Below are 18,513 nucleotides of genomic sequence, written 5' to 3'. Positions count from 1 at the left end.
CGCGAAAGGCTATTTCAGGCGGCTATCAACCGCGGTGGCGACCGCGGAAGTAGTTGATCAGGCCCTGGGTCGAAGCATCCTCGGCCGGGGTTTCTTCGCTGCCGACCAGGCGGTTGTAGACGCCCTTGCCCAGCTCCTTGCCCAGCTCCACGCCCCATTGGTCGAAGGCGTTGATGCCCCAGATCACGCTCTGCACGAACACCTTGTGTTCGTACATCGCCACCAGCGCGCCCAGGCGGCGCGGGCTGATGCGCTCGACCACCAGGGTGTTGCTCGGGCGGTTGCCGGGGATCACCTTGTGCGGTGCCAGCTTCTGGACTTCGGCCTCACTCAGGCCTTTTTCACGCAGCTCGGCCTCGGCCTCGGCGCGCGTCTTGCCGAGCATCAACGCCTGGCTTTGCGACAGGCAGTTGGCGTACAGCCACTGGTGATGGTCGGCCACCGGGTTGAAGCTGACGATTGGCACGATGAAGTCGGCCGGGATCAACTGGGTGCCCTGGTGCAACAACTGGTGGTACGCGTGCTGACCGTTGCAGCCCACGCCCCCCCAGATCACCGGGCCGGTGTCGGTGGAAACCGGCGTGCCATCCTGGCGGACGCTCTTGCCGTTGGATTCCATGTCCAGCTGCTGCAAGTGCTTGGTGATGTTGCGCAGGTAGTGGTCGTACGGCAGGATCGCGTGGCTTTGCGCGCCCCAGAAGTTGCCGTACCACACGCCCAGCAGGGCCAGGAGAACCGGCATGTTCTGCTCGAACGGCGCGGTCTGGAAGTGCTGGTCCATGGTGTAGGCACCGGACAGCAGTTCCTTGAAGTTGGACATGCCGATGGCCAGGGCGATCGGCAGGCCGATGGCCGACCACAGCGAGTAACGCCCGCCGACCCAGTCCCACATCGGGAAGATGTTCTCTTCGCGGATGCCGAAGGCCACCGCGGCGGCGTTGTTGCTCGACACCGCGATGAAGTGGCGATACAGCTCGGCCTCGGAGCCGCCCTGAGCCAGGTACCAGGCGCGTGCGGCCTGGGCGTTTTTCAGGGTTTCCAGGGTATTGAAGGATTTCGACGAGACGATGAACAGCGTGGTTTCGGCGCGGATCTTCGAGGACAGCTCGTGGAACTCGCTGCCGTCGATATTGGCCAGGTAATGGCAACGCACGCCTTTCTGGGCGTAGGACAACAGGGCTTCGGACACCAGCTCCGGGCCGAGGAAGGAACCGCCGATGCCGATGTTCACCACGTCGGTGATCGGCTTTTCGGTGTAGCCACGCCACAGGCCGTCATGGATGCGCCCGACCAGCTCGGTGATCTGGTTCAGCACCTTGTGCACTTCCGGCATCACGTTGACGCCGTTGACCGACAGCTTGTCGCCCACCGGGCGGCGCAGGGCGGTATGCAGGGCCGGACGGCCTTCGGAAGAGTTGACCAGCTCACCGGCGAACAGCGCCTTGATCGCGTCCTGCAGGCCGGCTTCGTTGGCCAGGCCCACCAGCAGGTTGCGGGTTTCGGAGGTGATCAGGTTCTTCGAGTAATCGAGAAAAAGCCCACAGCCGCTGAGGCTGAATTGATGAAAGCGCTGCGGGTCGGCATTGAAGGCCTCGCGCATGCTGAAATCCTGCATGGCCTGGCGGTGGTCATTCAACGCTTGCCAGGCGGGCAGAGCGGTAACGTCGTGAGGAGTGCGGTAGTACGCCATCGCTGCGGTTTTCCTTTTACTTGAACTGCCTGTTGGACACTGAAAAGCCCGGAACGTCCTGCTCGAAGAATAACGTTCGGTCAAACCTGCGCTGACACGATTAAGCACGCAGGGCGATAACAGTAACTCTCGCGTGCTGATCTGTCTTGGCTTTGTCTGACCTGCGGCCGGTACTTTTTTACACCGGCGCCTCAGAGCCGCGCACGAACGGGATTTCAGGGGGTGAGAATGACTGGGGTTCAGGCGACCTGAACCGGGATGGCATGGCTGGTGTGGCTCAGCTCGTTGCCCGGCGCCATATAGAGCATGCGTGGCTTGAAGTTGAGCAGTTCGGCTTCGCTGTAGTGAGCGTAAGCGCAGATGATCACCCGGTCGCCGACCTTGGCCTTGTGCGCGGCGGCGCCGTTGACCGAGATCATGCGCGAGCCTTCCTCGCCACGAATGGCGTAGGTGGTGAAGCGTTCGCCATTGTCGACGTTGTAGATCTGGATCTGTTCGTACTCACGGATACCGGACAAGTCCAGCCATTCGCCGTCGATGGCGCAGGAGCCTTCGTAGTCGAGCACAGCGTGGGTGACTTCGGCGCGATGCAGCTTGGCCTTGAGCATGATGGCGTGCATGAGTGGTTCTCTCGGTCGGATCCTCGAACAGGGCCCGCAGCATCGCTGCAGGCCCCGGGCGGCGGCAGTTTGCCCGAAGGTCGGGCTTCGGGCAATCGGCCTTTGGGACCTAGGCGTCGAGGTCCAGATGCAGGTTGTCGATCAGGCGGGTAGCACCCAGATAGGCCGCCGCCAGGATTACCAGGTCGCGGTCTTGCGCGGTGGCCGGGCGCAGGGTCCGGGCGTGGCGGATTTCCAGGTAATCGGGGCGAAAACCTGCGGCTTCGAGCACTCGTTTTTGCTCGTCCAGCAGCTTTGGATAGTCCCGCTCGCCCTGGCTGATGGCCTCGGCGATCTGAGTCAGGCCACGATAGATCGCGGGGGCGATGGCACGTTGTTCCTCGCTCAGGTAGCCGTTGCGCGAGGACAGCGCGAGGCCGTCGGCGGCCCGCACGGTGGGCTCGCCGATGATCTGGATCGGCATGTTCAGGTCATGCACCAGGGCGCGGATCACTGCCAGTTGCTGGAAGTCCTTCTGGCCGAAGACCGCAAGGTCCGGCTGCACCATGTTGAACAGCTTGCTGACCACCGTGGCCACTCCTTCGAAATGCCCGGGACGGCTGGCGCCGCACAGGCCTTCGGAGAGTTGCGGCACGCTGACCCGGGTCTGGTCGTCCATGCCGTCGGGGTACATCTCTTCGACGGTCGGGGCGAACAGCAGATGGCAACCGGCTTGCAGGAGCTTTTCCTGGTCGGCGGCCAGGGTCCGCGGGTACTTGTCGAGGTCTTCGCCGGCGCCGAACTGCAGCGGGTTGACGAAAATGCTCGCCACTACGAAATCCACCCGCTGGGCCGCCTTGGTCACCAGGGCCGCATGACCGCTGTGCAGGTTGCCCATGGTCGGTACGAAGCCGATGCGCTTGCCCTCGCTGCGGGCACGGGCCACAGCGGCACGCAGTTCACGTACGGTTTTGACAGTATTCATGCAGAAAACCCGTGTTCGGCGCCTGGGAAGGTCACGGCCTTGACTTCATTGACGTAGGCGCTCAGGGCGGCCTGGATGCTTTCCTGGCCGGCCATGAAGTTCTTCACGAACTTCGGCGCGCGACCGCTCAGGGACAGGCCCAGCATGTCGTGCAGGACCAGCACCTGACCGTCGGTGCCGCTGCCGGCACCGATGCCGATCACCGGAATCTTCACCGCCTGGGTAATTTCCGCCGCCAGTTCGCTTGGCACGCATTCGAGCAGCAGCATCGCTGCGCCGGCCGCTTCCAGGGCGATGGCGTCGGCACGCATCTGCCGGGCCTGGTTTTCGTTACGGCCCTGGACCTTGTAGCCGCCGAGGATGTTCACCGATTGCGGGGTCAGGCCCATGTGGGCGCAGACCGGGATACCGCGTTCGGCCAGCAGGCGGATGGACTCCGCCAGCCAGAGCGCGCCTTCGACCTTGATCATGTGCGCACCGGCCTGCATCAACTGGGCGCTGTTGTTCAGGGCCTGTTCGGTGGTGGCGTAGGCCATGAACGGCAGATCGGCGAGGATCAGCGCGCCACTGTTACCGCGTTTGACCGCGGCGACGTGGTAGGCCATCTCGGCGGTAGTGACTGGCAGTGTGCTGTCGTGCCCTTGCAAGACCATGCCGAGGGAGTCGCCCACCAGCAGTACTTCAACGCCAGCCTGGCAACAGGTGTGGGCGAAGGTCGCGTCATAGCAGGTCAGCATGGTGATTTTTTCACCTTTCTGCTTGAGGCCTTGCAGGGTGGTCAGGGTGATGTCTGGCATGAAAAAGGGTCCTCATTCAGGCGCTCTGGAAACTGCTGCGAGTAACGCGCGTGATTCTTTATCTATGCAGGCGCACGGTCTGTTGTCGTGCTTATAAGGCCTGGATTGCGCCCTGTAACGCCGTGTTGGCGGCAACGGGACGCCTATAGTCGTGAGGAGAACTCGGGAAGTCAATTGCATGTGTTACCGCATTGTTACGGCGTGAGTGTTACCGCCGTAACTGATGCGTTTCAGCAGTCAGGCCAGACGTTCCAGGCCGACAAATGGGCAGGCGGCGAGCAGATCGCGCAGGTGGCGGCCGTCGGCCAGTTGCAGGTCGGCGGGGGCCAGTTCGGCCAGGGGATAGAGGACGAAGGCCCGGGCCTGCATATGGTAATGCGGGACCTTGAGTCGCGGTTCGTCGATCAGGCGATCGCCGAATAGCAGGATGTCCAGGTCCAGGGTACGTGGCCCCCAGCGTTCGAGACGCTCGCGGCCCTGGCCGTTTTCGATGGCTTGCAGCGCGTCCAGCAGTTCGAGGGGCGCGAGGCTGCTGTCCAGGGCGGCCACGGCGTTGGTGTAACGCGGTTGGCCGGGCAGCAGGGAGTCGCTTTGATAGAAGGCCGAGACCCCCGCCAGTTGGCTGTGCGGCAACTGCGCCAGGGCGTCGATCGCGCTGCGCAATTGCTCTGCCGGGGCAGCCAGGTTGCTGCCCATGCCGATGTAGATGCGTTCCATCGGGTTATTCGCCGGAAGCGCTCGGTGCGCCGGCGGTGGCGCGTTTGCGTTTGGCGCCACTGCTGCGACGACGCTTGCGCGGACCTGTGCCGGCTTCGTCCTTGCCACTCAGATCGCGAATCATGTCGCGGCGACCGGCTTCGTTGGCGTCCTGATAGTCGGTCCACCATTCGCCCAGGCCATCGGTCTGTTCGCCGGCGCTTTCACGCAGCAGCAGGAAGTCATAGCCGGCGCGGAACCGCGGGTTGTCCAGCAGTTGATCGGCGCGCTTGCCGCTGCGGCGTGGCAGGCGTTCCTGCATGTCCCAGATTTCGCGGATCGGCATAGTGAAGCGTTTTGGAATGGCGATGCGCTGGCACTGTTCGCTGATCAATTCGTGAGCGGCTTCCTGCATCGCCGGAATTGGCGGCATGCCGCGTTCCTGGAGGCGCAGCACGCGAGCCGGCAAGGCAGGCCACAGCAGCGCGGCGAACAGGAAAGCTGGGGTTACCGGCTTGTTCTGCTTGATGCGCAGGTCGGTATTGACCAGGGCTTCGCTGATCAGCGTATGGGTGTAGGTCGGGTTGTACTCCAGCGCCTCGGCGCTGGCCGGGAACAGCGGGTCGAACAGTTGCAGGTCGACCAGCATCTCGAAGGTGTCGGCGGCATGGCCGGACAGGAACAGCTTGAGTACTTCCTCGAACAGGCGCGCCGAGGGGATTTCCCGCAGCATGGGGGCCAGGTCGCGGATCGGCGTGGCAGTGTGTTTCTCGATGCCGAAATCCAGCTTGGCGGCGAAGCGCACGGCCCGCAGCATGCGTACCGGGTCTTCCTGGTAGCGCTGGCGTGGGTCGCCGATCAGGCGGACCAGGTGATTGCGAATGTCGTGCACGCCGTTGGCGTAATCGAGGATGCGTTCGCTGACCGGATCGTAATACAGGGCATTGATAGTGAAGTCGCGGCGCTGGGCGTCCTCTTCGAGGGTGCCATACACGTTGTCGCGCAGGATGCGCCCGCTTTCGTTGCGCGAGGATTGGTTGCTGTCTTCCTCTTCATCGTTTTGCGGGTGATTGGCGCGGAAGGTCGCGACCTCGATGATTTCGCGGCCGAAGTGGATATGCACCAACTTGAACCGACGGCCGATGATCCGCGCGTTGCGGAATTCGGCCCGCACCTGTTCCGGCGTGGCGCTGGTGGCGACGTCGAAATCCTTGGGGGTGATATTGAGCAACATGTCGCGCACGCAACCGCCGACCAGGTAGGCCTGGTAGCCGGCGTTCTGCAGGCGTTCGACGATGTTCACCGCATAACGGCTGAACTGGGCGCGTTGCAGCGAATGTTGGCTGCTGTTGAGCACTTCAGGCGTGCTGCGTTTGTGTTGCGTACGACGCAAGGGAGAACGGAATGACTGGAACAACTTCTTCAGCATGGGATGCACTGTTTGAAGGAATGTTCGGCCATAACGAAGAATGACCGCATGATGGGCGGGGATTCTAGCATTTAGTCGGGGGATGGTGTAGGAAGCTGCGGCGAGTCGTGCGGGGGGCTTTGGAACGCGGGTTGGCGGGGCTTTGCGTCAGTAAAGTCGCAATCGCGGAAACCACAAGGGGAGCCGAAGCTCCCCCAGAAGTGTTTGCGTGCTCTATTTTTATTATTGGTTTCGGGCTTCTTGTTTTTGTTTAACGCCCTTGTCACCTGGTTAACCCAAGATGACCCTCCCAATCGGGAGCCAAGAGCAAACGGATTGCTTTGGTCGCTGTGTTGCAATGATCGATGATCCAACCAGTTCAGGCTCTGCCTTAGGGCAGTTTTTGTTGTTCTCGGCCTGGTTGTGGGGCAAGCCCCAATGACAACGCCTCTCCAAAAGAATCAGTTAGCTGCGCCTCCGCCGTGTTGTTTTTATTGTGCGTGAGTCGATTCGTCTTATTTTTATTGTCTTATGCATTGCTTGTTATTGTTCTTGTACCAAACATATAGCAGGTGCCGTGCCAACTTTTGCGAAGCCCAGTAAAACAAGGGGTTAGGCACGGTGTTGAGGTTTTCGCGGGCGAAAAAAAGCCGGGGCTTCGTTACCTTAAGCCCCGGCTTTTGTTACGTGAAATGACTGAGGTAACAGTTTTTTCACAAGGTCGCGTGTTACCCGCAACCCGTTACCGCCGAACTTCAGCTTTCGCTGGCGACCCCGGTCTTGCGCCGTGGGATGCCCAGACGCTGGCGACGTTCCCACAGGCATTTGCGGCTGACACCCAGTTTGCGCGCCAGTTCGGTTTCGGTCATATGGTCCTGGTGCTCGAGGACGAAATGCTGGAAGTAGTCTTCCAGCGACAGGTCTTCGGTCGGCTCGTGGCTGCTGTTGTTGGCGTTGGCGGCCTGGGGCGCCAGGCCGATGAATTCGTCGTCTTCCAGATCGCTCAGTTCGATATCGATACCCAGCAGCTCCGCGGAGATTTCCGGGCTTTCGCACAGGATGACCGAGCGCTCGACGGCGTTTTCCAGTTCGCGAACGTTACCTGGCCACGAGTAGTGACGAATGGCTTGCTCGGCGTCCGGAGCGAACTTCAGGTCAGTGCGACCCACGCGCGCGCTTTGACGGGCAAGGAAGGCATTGGCGATTTCGTTGACGTCGGCGCCGCGCTCGCGCAGGGCTGGCAGTTTCAGGGCAATCACGTGCAGGCGGTAATACAGGTCTTCACGGAACTGGCCGATCTTGGCCAGGCTCTTGAGATCGCGGTGGGTCGCGGCGATCAGGCGCACATCGACCTTCTGCGATTGCACCGAACCGACCCGGCGAATCTCGCCTTCCTGCAGCACACGCAACAGGCGGGCCTGGGCTTCGAGCGGCAATTCGCCGATTTCATCGAGGAACAGGGTGCCGCCGTCCGCCGCTTCCACCAGGCCGGCGCGCCCGGCGCTGGCACCGGTGAAGGCGCCTTTTTCATGACCGAACAGCTCGGATTCGATCAGGGTTTCCGGAATGGCCGCGCAGTTCACCGAGATCATCGGCGCCTTGGCGCGCTTGGACAGGTTGTGCAGGGCGCGGGCCACCAGTTCCTTGCCGGTCCCGGATTCACCCTGGATCAGTACATTGGAGTCTGTCGGGGCGACCTTGCGGATCTTGCTGTACAGGTCCTGCATCGGTGGGCAGGAACCGATGATGCCGATTTCGCCGTTGCTGGCGCTGGCGCCAGCCTTGTCCGCACCGTTGCCAGGCTTGGCGGCCGGCCGCTCGTTGGGGCTGCTTTGCGCGGTCTGGCGGTCGCGCAGGATGCGCGCCACGGCCTGGAGCATTTCGTCGTGGTCAAAAGGCTTGGCGATGTAGTCCACCGCGCCCATCTTCATCGAGTCGACCGCCGAGCGCAGGCTGGCGTAGCTGGTCATGATCAGCACCGGGGTGCCCTGGCCGAGCTTGATCAGTTCGGTGCCGGGGGCGCCTGGCAGGCGCAGGTCGCTGACGATCAGGTCGAACGTGGGAATGCTGAAACGCTCTTGTGCTTCCTGCACGGAACCGGCTTCGCTGACCTGGTACTGATTGCGTTCCAGCAGGCGGCGCAAGGCGGAGCGGATAATTGTTTCGTCTTCGACGATCAAAATGTGCGGCATTGATTCGATTCTCTCGACGGTCTCAGTTCACAGCGGACGTCGCTTCGACATGACGCGGTAAAGTCACCCGGATACGGGTGCCGCGTTGGCTTTCGGTGTCAGCCGGGCTGTCGATGGTGATTTGTCCATAATGCTCTTCAACGATGGAATAGACCAGTGCAAGGCCCAGTCCGGTGCCCTCGCCAGGATCCTTGGTGGTGAAGAAGGGTTCGAACAGTCGATCCATGATGCTCGACGGGATGCCGCTGCCTTCGTCTTCGACGATCAGGTCGATCGTGTGTTCGCCGGCCTCGCTTTTGACCCGTACCGCGCTGCCCGCCGGTGAGGCGTCGCGGGCATTGGATAGCAGGTTGATCAGTACCTGGGCGAGCCGCTGCGGGTCGCCGTCGACCCAGTGGTCCGGATCGCACAGGTTGAAGAATTGCACTTCGAAGTTGCGCCGGTTCAGCGCCAGCAGACCAATGGCGTCCTGCGCCACCTCGGCCAGGCACACGGCTTCGTCGTTGTGCTGGTGGCTGCCGGCGTGGGCGAAGCTCATCAGCGACTGGACGATGCGCGACACGCGCTTGGTCTGTTCGAGGATCTGGCCGCTGATTTCGGTGAGTTCGCCGTCTTCTTCGCGCTCTTCGCGCAGGTTCTGCGCCAGGCAGGCGATACCGGTGATCGGGTTGCCGATTTCGTGGGCCACGCCGGCGGCCAGGCGGCCGATGCTGGCCAGCCGCTCGGAATGCACCAGCTTGTCTTCGAGCATCTGGGTTTCGGTCAGGTCTTCCACCAGCAGCACCAGGCCGCTGTTGCCCGGGGCCAGGGGTTCGTCGATGGCGGCCTTGTGCAGGTTCAGCCAGCGGGTCTGGCCGTCGAGGGCCAGGTGCTGTTTATGCAGATGTTCATCGGGGATGTTGATGAAGCCTTGCAGCAGCTCTCTCCAGGGATCGGCGATGGTGCTCAGGCGCGAACCGACCACATGCTGCGCCGGAATGCTGGTCAGTTCCTCCATGGCCTTGTTCCACATGAGGATTTCCTGGTCCTTGGCCAGGGAGCAGACACCCATCGGCAGTTCCTGCAGGGTCTGGCGGTGGTAGCGGCGCAAGGCGTCGAGCTCGGCGGCCAGGCCGGTCAGGCGCGAGTGGTAGTCCTCGAGCCGGCTTTCGATGAAGTGAATGTCTTCGGTCACATAGTTTTCGCCGCCGGCCTTGTAGGGCAGGAAGGTTTCCACCATGTCCTGGGCCACGCTGGGGCCCATCAGGCCGGACAGATTGGCCTCGATACGGTCGCGCAAGCGGCGCAGGGCATAGGGGCGGCGCTCGTCGAAGGGCAGGTAGAGGTCGCGCAGCGCCTGCTCGACTTCCTTCTGCGCGGCCTTGGCACCCAGGGGCTTGGCCAGCTGGGTGGCGAACTCCTGGGGCGAAGCGGCATGCAGTTCGCGACGTTGCGGCCGGCGCACGTTGTCCACCGCGCAGGCTTCGGCGGCGCTGGCTTCTTCGGAGCTGGCGTTGGTGAACAGCGAAATCAGGGTGAACATCAGGACGTTGGCGGCCAGCGAGGCGATGGCCGCCATGTGCCAGCTGGTGTCGTCCAGCACATAGATCATGTTCAGTAGCGGTATATAGAAGCCCTGCAAGTTGCCGATCAGCGGCAGCAACATGGTCACCAGCCACACCAGCGTCCCGGCCATCAACCCGGCGATAAAGCCGCGCCGGTTGGCAGTCGGCCAGTACAGCACCGAGAGTACGCCAGGGAGGAACTGCAGGGTCGCGACAAAGGCCACGATGCCGAGGTTGGCCAGGTCCTGTTCGGCCCCCAGCAACAGGTAGAAGGCATAGCCGGCCATGATGATGGCCACGATCAGCGCGCGGCGGGTCCATTTCAGCCAGCGGTAGATGTTGCCTTCGGCCGGTGGCTGATACAGCGGCAGCACCAGATGGTTGAGGGCCATCCCCGACAGCGCCAGGGTGGTGACGATGATCAGGCCGCTGGCGGCGGAAAGCCCACCGATATAGGCCATCAAGGCCAATGCCGGTTTGTTGGCGGCGATGCCGATGCCGAGGGTGAAGTATTCGGGATTGGTGGTGGCGCCCAGTTTCAAGCCGGCCCAGAGGATCAGCGGCACCGCCAGGCTCATCAGCAACAGGAACAGCGGCAGGCCCCAGCTGGCGCTGACCAGCGAGCGCGGGTTGAGGTTTTCGGTGAAGGTCATGTGGTACATGTGCGGCATCACGATCGCCGAGGCGAAGAACACCAGCAGCAGGGTGCGCCACGGCCCTTCCTGCAATGGCGTGTGCAGGGCGGCGAGGGCAGTCTGGTTCTGCAGCAGCCAGAGCTCCAGCTGTTGCGGGCCATCGAATACACCGTACAGGGCATAGAGACCGACGCCGCCGATGGCGATCAGCTTGATCACCGACTCGAAGGCGATGGCGAACACCAGGCCTTCGTGTTTTTCCCGGGTGGCGATGTGCCGGGAGCCGAAGAAGATGGTGAACAGGGTGATCAGCGCGCAGAAACTCAGGGCCACCCGGTGCTGCACCGGCTCGCGGGTGAGGATACCGATGGAGTCCGCGACTGCCTGGATCTGCAGGGCCAGCAGCGGCAATACCCCGACCAGCATGATCACCGTGGTCAGCGCGCCGGCCCAGGTGCTGCGAAAACGGAAGGCGAACAGGTCGGCCAGCGACGACAGTTGGTAGGTGCGGGTGATTTTCAGGATCGGGTAAAGCAGCACCGGCGCCAGCAGGAAGGCGCCGGAAACCCCGAGATAACTGGAAAGGAAACCGTAGCCGTACTGATAGGCAAGGCCGACCGTGCCATAAAAGGCCCAGGCGCTGGCGTAGACCCCGAGGGACAGGGTGTAGGTCAGCGGGTGGCGGATGATCGAGCGCGGGATCATGCCGCGTTCGCTGATCCAGGCCACCCCGAACAGCACCAGCAGGTACGCGGCGCTGATCAGGATCATCTGGGTCAGGCTAAAGCTCATCGGCATCTTTTTGGCTCTGCAGGATGAAGGTCACGACGATCAGGATCAGCCAGAGCAGATACGGGCGATACCAGGCGCCCGTAGCATCGATCCACCAATCCATGATGGCGGGGGAGAACAGATAGATCCCCACTACCAGCAGCAGGACCAAGCGATAGATGTACATCTCGGCCTCTCTTTATTGTGTGCGTGCCCGAAAACGTGCGGCGATGGTAACGGATGGGCGCCAACCTGCAAGGGGCGTCAGCGGATTTGCGCTTCGGGCACGCTCAGTGTGCGTGGGATCAGTAAAGCATCCCAGTGTTCGATGCCCCAACTCAGCACTTCCCGAGGGCTGGCATGGGCCATTTCGCTGTCGGTTTTCTGCCCCAGGGCGCGCAGGGCACGCAACAGCAGCGGGGTGGCCTGGTCCGCGGCCAGCGGCGGGGAGCGGTAGGACTTGCCCAGTTTATGCCCATCCGGCTGGGTGATCAGCGGCACATGCAGGTAGCGCGGCTGCGGCAGGCCGAGCAGCTCCTGCAGGTACAGCTGGCGCGGGGTGGAGTCCAGCAGATCGGCGCCGCGGACGATATCGGTCACCCCTTGCCAGGCGTCGTCGAGCACCACCGCCAGTTGATAGGCGTAGAGGCCGTCGCGGCGGCGGATCACGAAGTCGCCCACATCCCGTCCCAGGTGCTGGCGGAATTCGCCCTGGACCCGATCGGTGAAACGATATTCCAGCTCCGGTACGCGCAAGCGGATGGCGCCATCTTCCTGGCCATGTCCGGCATTGCGGCACAGGCCCGGATAAATGCCGTGGTAGGGTTCCAGCTGCTTGCGCGAGCAGGTGCAGGCGTAAGCCAGGCCCTGGTTGAACAGGCGGTTGAGGACTTCGGCGTAGGCCGCGTGCCGCTCGCTCTGGCGGACCATTTCGCCGTCCCACTCGAAGCCGTAGCTTTCCAGGGCCTTGAGAATGGCCGCCTGGGCGCCGGGCTCTTCCCGGGGTGGATCGAGGTCTTCCATGCGCAACAACCAGCGGCCGCCGACGGCGCGGGCATCGAGGTAGGAGGCCAGGGCGGCGACCAGCGAGCCGAAATGCAAGTGCCCGCTGGGGGTTGGGGCAAAGCGCCCGATGTAGGAAGAGGCGTGAGAGACAGTCATGGAGAGGATGTTACTTCGTTCGGTCCCAAGGTGACGATGGCGTCTGGCGGATTGCCATCGCGAGCAAGCTCGCTCCTACAGGGGGAAGGCGGCAGAAACAAAAACGGAGCGTTCGCACGCTCCGTTTTTCATTCAAGCCAGCGATTATTTGCCGACTTGTTTTTCCTTGATTTCCGCCAGGGTCTTGCAGTCGACACACATGTCGGCGGTAGGGCGGGCTTCCAGGCGGCGAATACCGATCTCGACGCCGCAGGATTCGCACCAGCCGTATTCTTCGTCTTCGATCAGTTGCAGCGTCTTGTCGATCTTCTTGATCAGCTTGCGCTCACGGTCGCGGGCGCGCAGTTCCAGGCTGAATTCTTCCTCCTGGCTGGCACGGTCGGCCGGATCGGGGAAGTTGGCTGCTTCGTCTTTCATGTGATCAACAGTGCGATCGACTTCCTGCATCAAGTCCTGTTTCCACTTGTTCAGGATCTTGGTGAAGTGCTCGCGCATGGGCTTGCCCATGTACTCTTCGCCTGCGGTTTCAACATAAGGCTCGAAGCCGCTGATCGATTGATTCTGTTGCTTTGCTTGGGTGGGCATGAAATGGACCGCCTCTACTCATGTAATCCATTGCGCAGGATTGCTCCATCACCGACACATGCCGGCCCTGCGACTGCAAGCGGGCGAACTTACCAGATCAAATCGGACGGCGCTACTCCCGGTTGTCGAGCCCGCGTCCCGCGGCGCTTGCAAAGGTCGATGCCGCCTGGCCTGGTCTGTTCGGGGGCCTGGTCAATTAATGATTTTAGCCAAGCCTGGGCCTGTTGTCGGTCTTCTTTAATTGGGTTGGATGGCGGGGCCCAAAGGCTTTGGGCTCTCCCTTGTCCCCGGGGTTGGGTAGAATCGTTTTTTTGCTCACTTCAATGAAGGAAGGCTAATGGCTCAGCCCTACAGTGCGCGCAGCCGCGCTATCGAACCTTTCCACGTGATGGCCCTGCTGGCCCGTGCCAATGAGCTGCAAGCGGCCGGGCACGATGTGATTCACCTGGAAATCGGTGAACCGGACTTCACCACGGCTGAGCCGATCATCAAGGCCGGGCAGGCCGCGCTGGAGGCAGGCAGGACCCGCTACACCGCCGCCCGCGGGATTCCCGAGCTGCGCACGGCCATCGCCGGATTCTATCGGCAGCGTTACGGGCTGGACATCGACCCCGAGCGCATCATGATCACGCCCGGTGGTTCCGGCGCGCTGCTGCTGACCAGCAGCTTGCTGGTCGACCCCGGCAAGCACTGGCTGCTGGCGGACCCAGGCTACCCCTGCAACCGGCACTTCCTGCGCCTGGTGGAAGGCGCGGCGCAACTGGTGCCGGTCGGTCCGGACGTGCGTTATCAGCTGACACCGGATCTGGTGGAGCGTTATTGGGATCAGGACAGCGTCGGCGCCCTGGTGGCATCGCCGGCCAACCCCACCGGAACCTTGCTCACCCGTGACGAGCTGGCGGGCCTGTCGGCCGCGGTGAAGGCGCGTAACGGTCATCTGGTGGTGGACGAGATCTACCACGGCCTGACCTACGGCTGCGATGCCGCCAGCGTGCTGGAAGTCGATGACAGCGCCTTTGTCCTTAATAGCTTTTCCAAATATTTCGGCATGACCGGCTGGCGCCTGGGCTGGCTGGTGGCGCCGCAGGCGGCGGTCGGCGAGTTGGAGAAGCTGGCGCAGAACCTCTACATCAGTGCCCCGAGCATGGCCCAGTACGCTGCGCTGGCCTGCTTCGAGCCAGACACCATCAGTATTCTCGAAGAGCGTCGCAACGAGTTTCAGCGGCGCCGCGACTTCCTTCTGCCAGCCCTGCGCGAGTTGGGTTTTGGCATTGCGGTAGAGCCGGAAGGGGCGTTCTACCTGTATGCCGATATCAGCGCCTTCGGCGGCGATGCCTTTGCCTTCTGCCGGCATTTCCTCGAGACCGAGCATATTGCCTTTACCCCAGGGCTGGATTTCGGTCGCCATCAGGCCGGACACCATGTCCGGTTCGCCTACACCCAGAGCCTGTCGCGCCTGCAAGAAGCGGTGGAGCGGATTGCCCGTGGCCTGCGGAGCTGGCAAGGCTGATGCGTTTTCATCCCCCCCTCGAAGAAGGTCGCCTGGTCCGTCGTTACAAGCGTTTTCTCGCCGATATCGAGACCATTGGCGGCGAGTTGCTGACCATTCACTGTCCCAACACCGGTTCCATGTTCAATTGCATGGTCGAGGGCGGGCAGGTCTGGTTCAGCCGTTCCAATGACCCCAAGCGCAAATTGCCCGGGACCTGGGAAATCAGCGAAACGCCCCAGGGGCGGCTGGCTTGCGTCAATACGGCGCGGGCCAACACGCTGGTGGAAGAAGCCTTGCACGCCGGGGTGATCGCTGAGTTGAACGGTTTTACCGCCCTCAAGCGGGAAGTGCCCTATGGCCAGGAAAACAGCCGTATCGACTTCCGCCTGGACTATCTGGGCGGACCGGCTTTCGTCGAGGTCAAAAGCGTCACCCTGGGCTTCGACGGCTCCGCGGTCGCGGCCTTCCCGGATGCGGTGACCCAGCGTGGCGCCAAGCATTTGCGAGAATTGGCCTGTCTGGCGCGTGACGGTATTCGGGCGGTGCAGTTGTATTGCGTCAACCTGTCGGGTGTCGAAGCGGTGCGACCGGCCGAAGAGATCGACCCCGGTTATGCCGCGGCGCTGCGCGAGGCGGTGGCGTCCGGGGTTGAAGTACTGGCCTATGGGGTACGCTTGACCGCCGAGGAAGTGTGCATCGACCGTCGTCTGGACGTATTGCTCAACGGCTAAAGCTGAACCCAGATGCCTTGGCTGTCTTCCCGGCAGGGGATGGCCGTCAGGGATTGCCCGGCACAGGGGCCGGCGACGCATTCACCGTTTTCGATCAGAAACAGCGCACCGTGGGTGGCGCACTGAATCAGGCTGGAGCTGGGATCGAGGAATTGGTCGGGTTGCCACTCCAGAGCGACCCCGCGATGGGGGCATCGATTGGTGTAGACGTAGACTTGTCGATCACGGCGCACTGCAAAAAGCGGTTGGCCTTCAAGGTTGAAACCTCGGCTGGAAGCCTCTGGCAGATCGCCGGGGGGGCAAAGAAACTTCATGTCTATCCTCGGTAACCAACGGCTCTGGGCTCAGGCTGTCACAGTTTTCCTGTGGGCGCTTGGTGAAACATGTCTGTGCTTGACGGTCAAATGCAAACAATTATCAAATGGCCGCTTCGCCTGTGGGGCGCTTGCTCATTTCGATGCCTGGGTTGCAGGGCATGTCACATGTACGGCGGTTTCCGTGGGCCCACTCTCTGAAGGAAATACCTTTATGCGTTCGAGTGCCTGCGCAATCGCGCTCTGTGTCGGACTTCTGGCCAGTCATGCCGCTGCGGCGGCCGAGCTACCACAACGCTGGGTGAGTGCTGGAGGCGCCTTGTCCGAATGGGTGAGCGCGCTGGGCGCCGAATCGAAGTTGGTGGGCGTGGACACCACCAGCCAGCATCCCGAATCCCTGAAGAGCCTGCCGAGTATCGGTTATCAGCGTCAGTTGTCGGCGGAAGGCATTCTCAGCCTGCGCCCGCAGATTCTGGTGGGTACTGAAGAGATGGGGCCGCCGCCAGTGCTCTCGCAGGTGCGCGGTGCCGGGGTGCAGGTCGAGCTGTTCTCGGCCCAGGCCGACCTGCCGACCCTGCGGGGCAACCTGCAGCATCTGGGCAAGCTGCTGGGTAGCGAAGACAAGGCGACGCAGCTGTTCGAGCAATACCAGCAGCAGTTGGAGCAGCAGCGGGCCTGGGTCGGCCAGGCCCAGAAGAAACAGGCCGCGCCAGGTGTGCTGCTGTTGCTCGGGCATGCGGGTGGCAAACCTCTGATTGCCGGTAAGGACACTGCCGCCGACTGGCTGCTGCAGCAGGCGGGCGGACGCAATCTTGCGACCCACACGGGTTACAAGCCCTTTTCCAATGAGTCGTTGGCCGAACTCAACCCCGAGGTGCTGGTGTTTGCCGATCGCAGCCTGAGTGGTGAGGCGGCCCGCGCCGCGCTGTTCAAGGAGAACCCGATTCTCGCCTCCAGCGGCGCAGCCAAGGCCGGCCGGGTCTTCGAGATTGATCCGACCTTGCTGGTGGGAGGCCTGGGGCCGCGCTTGCCACAGAGCCTGAAAAGGCTGTCGGCTGGTTTCTATCCAGCCGAGTCGGGCCAGGCCAGCACCGCCCAATGACCCCTTTGCTTAAACCCCGCACGTTGTTCATTGGCCTGAGCCTGCTGTGTCTGTTGGCGATCTGGCTGTCCCTGGCGCTCGGGCCGGTCAGCCTGCCGTTGCTCGATACCCTGCGTGCCGCCCTGCGTTTGCTGGGCCTGCCTATTTCAGGGCAGGGGCTGGAGCAGGCCGAACTGATCCTCGGGCAGATTCGCCTGCCACGCACCTTGCTGGGGCTGGCCGTAGGGGGCGTCCTGGCCCTGTCCGGCGTGGCGATGCAGGGGCTGTTTCGCAATCCCCTGGCTGATCCGGGGCTGGTAGGCGTCTCCAGTGGCGCGGCGCTGGGCGCGGCCTTTGCCATCGTCGGTGGTTCGTTGCTGGGTGGGGTGCCGGAAGCGATTGGTCCATACCTGCTGTCGTTCTGTGCCTTCCTCGGTGGGTTGGTGGTGGCGTGGCTGGTCTACCGCCTGGGGCGGCGCAACGGCCAGACCCATGTGGCGACCATGCTGTTGGCCGGGATTGCGTTGACGGCATTGGCCAGCTCGGCGGTGGGCCTGTTCACCTACCTGGCCGACGACGCGACCCTGCGCACCCTGACGTTCTGGAACCTGGGCAGTCTCAACGGCGCCAGTTATTCGAGGTTGTGGCCGCTGCTGTTGATCAGCGCGGCCGTGGCATTGTGGCTGCCACGCCGGGCCAGGGCCTTGAATGCCTTGTTGCTGGGTGAATCTGAAGCCGGTCATCTGGGGATCGATGTCGAACGGCTGAAGCGTGAGCTGGTGTTCTGTACCGCGCTGGGGGTCGGCGCGGCTGTCGCCGCTGCCGGGCTGATCGGCTTTGTCGGGCTGGTGGTACCCCATCTGGTGCGACTGCTGGCGGGACCTGACCACCGGACCTTGTTGCCGGCGTCGATACTGGCCGGCGCCAGCCTGCTGTTGCTGGCGGATCTGGTGGCGCGCCTGGCGCTGGCGCCTGCGGAGTTGCCCATCGGCATCGTGACGGCCTTTATCGGTGCGCCATTCTTTCTGTTTTTGTTATTGCGAGGGCGCGCCTGATGCTGCGAGCAGAAAATCTGGCGGTGCGCCGTGGCAGGAAAACCGTGCTGGAAGGGATCGACCTTGAGCTCAAGCCCGGTGAAGTGCTGGGAGTGCTGGGGCCCAATGGCGCGGGCAAAAGCACCTTGCTGGCGGCCTTGTGCGGCGAGCTGAAACCCGATCAGGGTCTGGTCTGGCTGGATCAGCGTGAGCTCTCCAGGTGGGACGGCGGGCAAAAGGCGCAAAGGCTGGCGGTGTTGCCGCAAAGTTCGACGCTTGAGTTCGCCTTCCGGGTCGAAGAAGTCGTCGGCCTGGGGCGCCTGCCTTATCAAAGCGGCCGGGCGCGGGATGACGAAATTGTCATGCAGGCCCTGCAAGCGGCGGATGCCGGGCACCTGCACGGTCGCAGCTATGTGGCCTTGTCGGGCGGCGAGCGTCAGCGTGTGCATCTGGCCCGGGTGTTGGCGCAGCTGTGGCCGGGCGCGGTCGGCCAGACCCTGTTGCTCGACGAGCCGACCTCGGCCCTCGACCCTTTGCATCAACATGTCACTTTGCAGGCCATCCGCGAGTTTGCCGATCGTGGGGTCGCGGTCCTGGTGATCTTGCATGATCTGAACCTCGCCGCGCGATATTGTGATCGCCTGTTGCTGCTCGAAGGCGGGCGGCCTCACTCGCTGGACAGCCCGGCGCAGGTGCTGCGGCCCGAACCGCTCAAGGCGGTGTTCGGACTGGAGGTGTTGGTGCAGGCGCACCCCGAGCGCGGCCATCCTTTGATCATCGCCCGCTGAGGCGATTCGC

17 protein-coding genes are annotated in these 18,513 nt (G+C 62.8%); 5 read left to right on the top strand and 12 right to left on the bottom strand.

All coding sequences use genetic code 11. From position 1 onward, the window contains the following. Positions 1–25 precede the first annotated feature (25 nt). The 11 genes from pgi to dksA all read right to left on the bottom strand — a co-directional run bounded on the left by pgi (position 26) and on the right by dksA (position 13,063). Entirely contained in the window at positions 26–1,690 is a 1,665-nt protein-coding gene (gene pgi / locus BMY68_RS27905; protein WP_007924664.1) for a glucose-6-phosphate isomerase, read from the bottom strand. Positions 1,691–1,929: 239 nt separating this feature from the next. Then, a complete protein-coding gene (panD, locus tag BMY68_RS27900) occupies positions 1,930–2,310 on the bottom strand; it encodes an aspartate 1-decarboxylase (protein WP_007924662.1) in 381 nt (126 codons plus the stop codon). Positions 2,311–2,419: 109 nt separating this feature from the next. Next, a complete protein-coding gene (panC, locus tag BMY68_RS27895; RefSeq protein WP_085534682.1) occupies positions 2,420–3,274 on the bottom strand; it encodes a pantoate--beta-alanine ligase in 855 nt (284 codons plus the stop codon). Next, entirely contained in the window at positions 3,271–4,071 is an 801-nt protein-coding gene (gene panB, locus BMY68_RS27890) for a 3-methyl-2-oxobutanoate hydroxymethyltransferase (protein WP_007924658.1), read from the bottom strand. The genes panC and panB overlap by 4 nt, the downstream gene beginning before the upstream one ends. Positions 4,072–4,308: 237 nt before the next feature. Continuing rightward, positions 4,309–4,788: a 2-amino-4-hydroxy-6-hydroxymethyldihydropteridine diphosphokinase gene (gene folK, locus BMY68_RS27885; RefSeq protein ID WP_009045658.1), complete on the bottom strand. Its 480-nt coding sequence runs from the start codon at positions 4,786–4,788 to the stop codon at positions 4,309–4,311. A gap of 4 nt (positions 4,789–4,792) precedes the next feature. Next, complete coding sequence (locus tag BMY68_RS27880) at positions 4,793–6,196, bottom strand: polynucleotide adenylyltransferase PcnB (RefSeq protein ID WP_009045657.1); 1,404 nt, start codon at positions 6,194–6,196, stop codon at positions 4,793–4,795. A gap of 734 nt (positions 6,197–6,930) precedes the next feature. After that, on the bottom strand, positions 6,931–8,367 hold the full coding sequence (locus BMY68_RS27870; RefSeq protein ID WP_085534684.1) for a sigma-54-dependent transcriptional regulator: 1,437 nt from the start codon (positions 8,365–8,367) through the stop codon (positions 6,931–6,933). 22 nt (positions 8,368–8,389) lie between these two features. Next, a complete protein-coding gene (locus BMY68_RS27865) occupies positions 8,390–11,344 on the bottom strand; it encodes a sensor histidine kinase (RefSeq protein WP_009045655.1) in 2,955 nt (984 codons plus the stop codon). Further along, entirely contained in the window at positions 11,328–11,504 is a 177-nt protein-coding gene (locus tag BMY68_RS27860; RefSeq protein ID WP_003176118.1) for a hypothetical protein, read from the bottom strand. The genes BMY68_RS27865 and BMY68_RS27860 overlap by 17 nt, the downstream gene beginning before the upstream one ends. 77 nt (positions 11,505–11,581) lie before the next feature. Next, the gene (gene gluQRS / locus BMY68_RS27855) at positions 11,582–12,478 is read right to left on the bottom strand and encodes a tRNA glutamyl-Q(34) synthetase GluQRS (RefSeq protein WP_009045654.1); all 897 of its coding nucleotides are present in this window, start codon (positions 12,476–12,478) and stop codon (positions 11,582–11,584) included. A gap of 144 nt (positions 12,479–12,622) precedes the next feature. Next, positions 12,623–13,063 carry an RNA polymerase-binding protein DksA gene (gene dksA / locus BMY68_RS27850; RefSeq protein ID WP_007924645.1) on the bottom strand — a complete coding sequence of 147 codons (441 nt, stop codon included), beginning with the start codon at positions 13,061–13,063 and terminating at the stop codon, positions 12,623–12,625. Positions 13,064–13,400: 337 nt separating this feature from the next. Here dksA and BMY68_RS27845 point away from each other — a divergent pair, with 337 nt between their 5' ends. Then, on the top strand, positions 13,401–14,573 hold the full coding sequence (locus BMY68_RS27845) for a pyridoxal phosphate-dependent aminotransferase (protein WP_085534685.1): 1,173 nt from the start codon (positions 13,401–13,403) through the stop codon (positions 14,571–14,573). Then, positions 14,573–15,286: a DNA/RNA nuclease SfsA gene (sfsA, locus tag BMY68_RS27840; RefSeq protein ID WP_062824580.1), complete on the top strand. Its 714-nt coding sequence runs from the start codon at positions 14,573–14,575 to the stop codon at positions 15,284–15,286. The genes BMY68_RS27845 and sfsA overlap by 1 nt, the downstream gene beginning before the upstream one ends. Here sfsA and BMY68_RS27835 read toward each other — a convergent pair. Further along, positions 15,283–15,600, bottom strand: coding sequence for a Rieske (2Fe-2S) protein (locus tag BMY68_RS27835; RefSeq protein ID WP_085534686.1), 318 nt, complete (start codon positions 15,598–15,600; stop codon positions 15,283–15,285). The two genes, sfsA and BMY68_RS27835, sit on opposite strands and share 4 nt — an antisense overlap. Positions 15,601–15,814: 214 nt before the next feature. On the opposite strand from BMY68_RS27835, the gene BMY68_RS27830 reads away from it, so the two are divergent. The 3 genes from BMY68_RS27830 to BMY68_RS27820 are packed head-to-tail and all read left to right on the top strand — an operon-like array spanning position 15,815 to position 18,503. Beyond that, on the top strand, positions 15,815–16,702 hold the full coding sequence (locus BMY68_RS27830; RefSeq protein ID WP_085534687.1) for a heme/hemin ABC transporter substrate-binding protein: 888 nt from the start codon (positions 15,815–15,817) through the stop codon (positions 16,700–16,702). Between the two features lie 50 nt (positions 16,703–16,752). Further along, entirely contained in the window at positions 16,753–17,736 is a 984-nt protein-coding gene (locus tag BMY68_RS27825) for a FecCD family ABC transporter permease (RefSeq protein WP_175510724.1), read from the top strand. Continuing rightward, positions 17,736–18,503 (top strand): heme ABC transporter ATP-binding protein, encoded by a 768-nt coding sequence (locus BMY68_RS27820; protein WP_085534689.1) that lies wholly within the window; start codon positions 17,736–17,738, stop codon positions 18,501–18,503. Before BMY68_RS27825 ends, BMY68_RS27820 begins: the two co-directional genes overlap by 1 nt. Positions 18,504–18,513 lie beyond the last annotated feature (10 nt).

It is taken from the genome of Pseudomonas sp. NFACC41-3 (assembly GCF_900109505.1).
GTDB lineage: Bacteria > Pseudomonadota > Gammaproteobacteria > Pseudomonadales > Pseudomonadaceae > Aquipseudomonas > Aquipseudomonas chlororaphis.
Note: the sequence above shows the minus strand (reverse complement) of the source record. Positions and strands in the feature narration are given on the sequence as shown.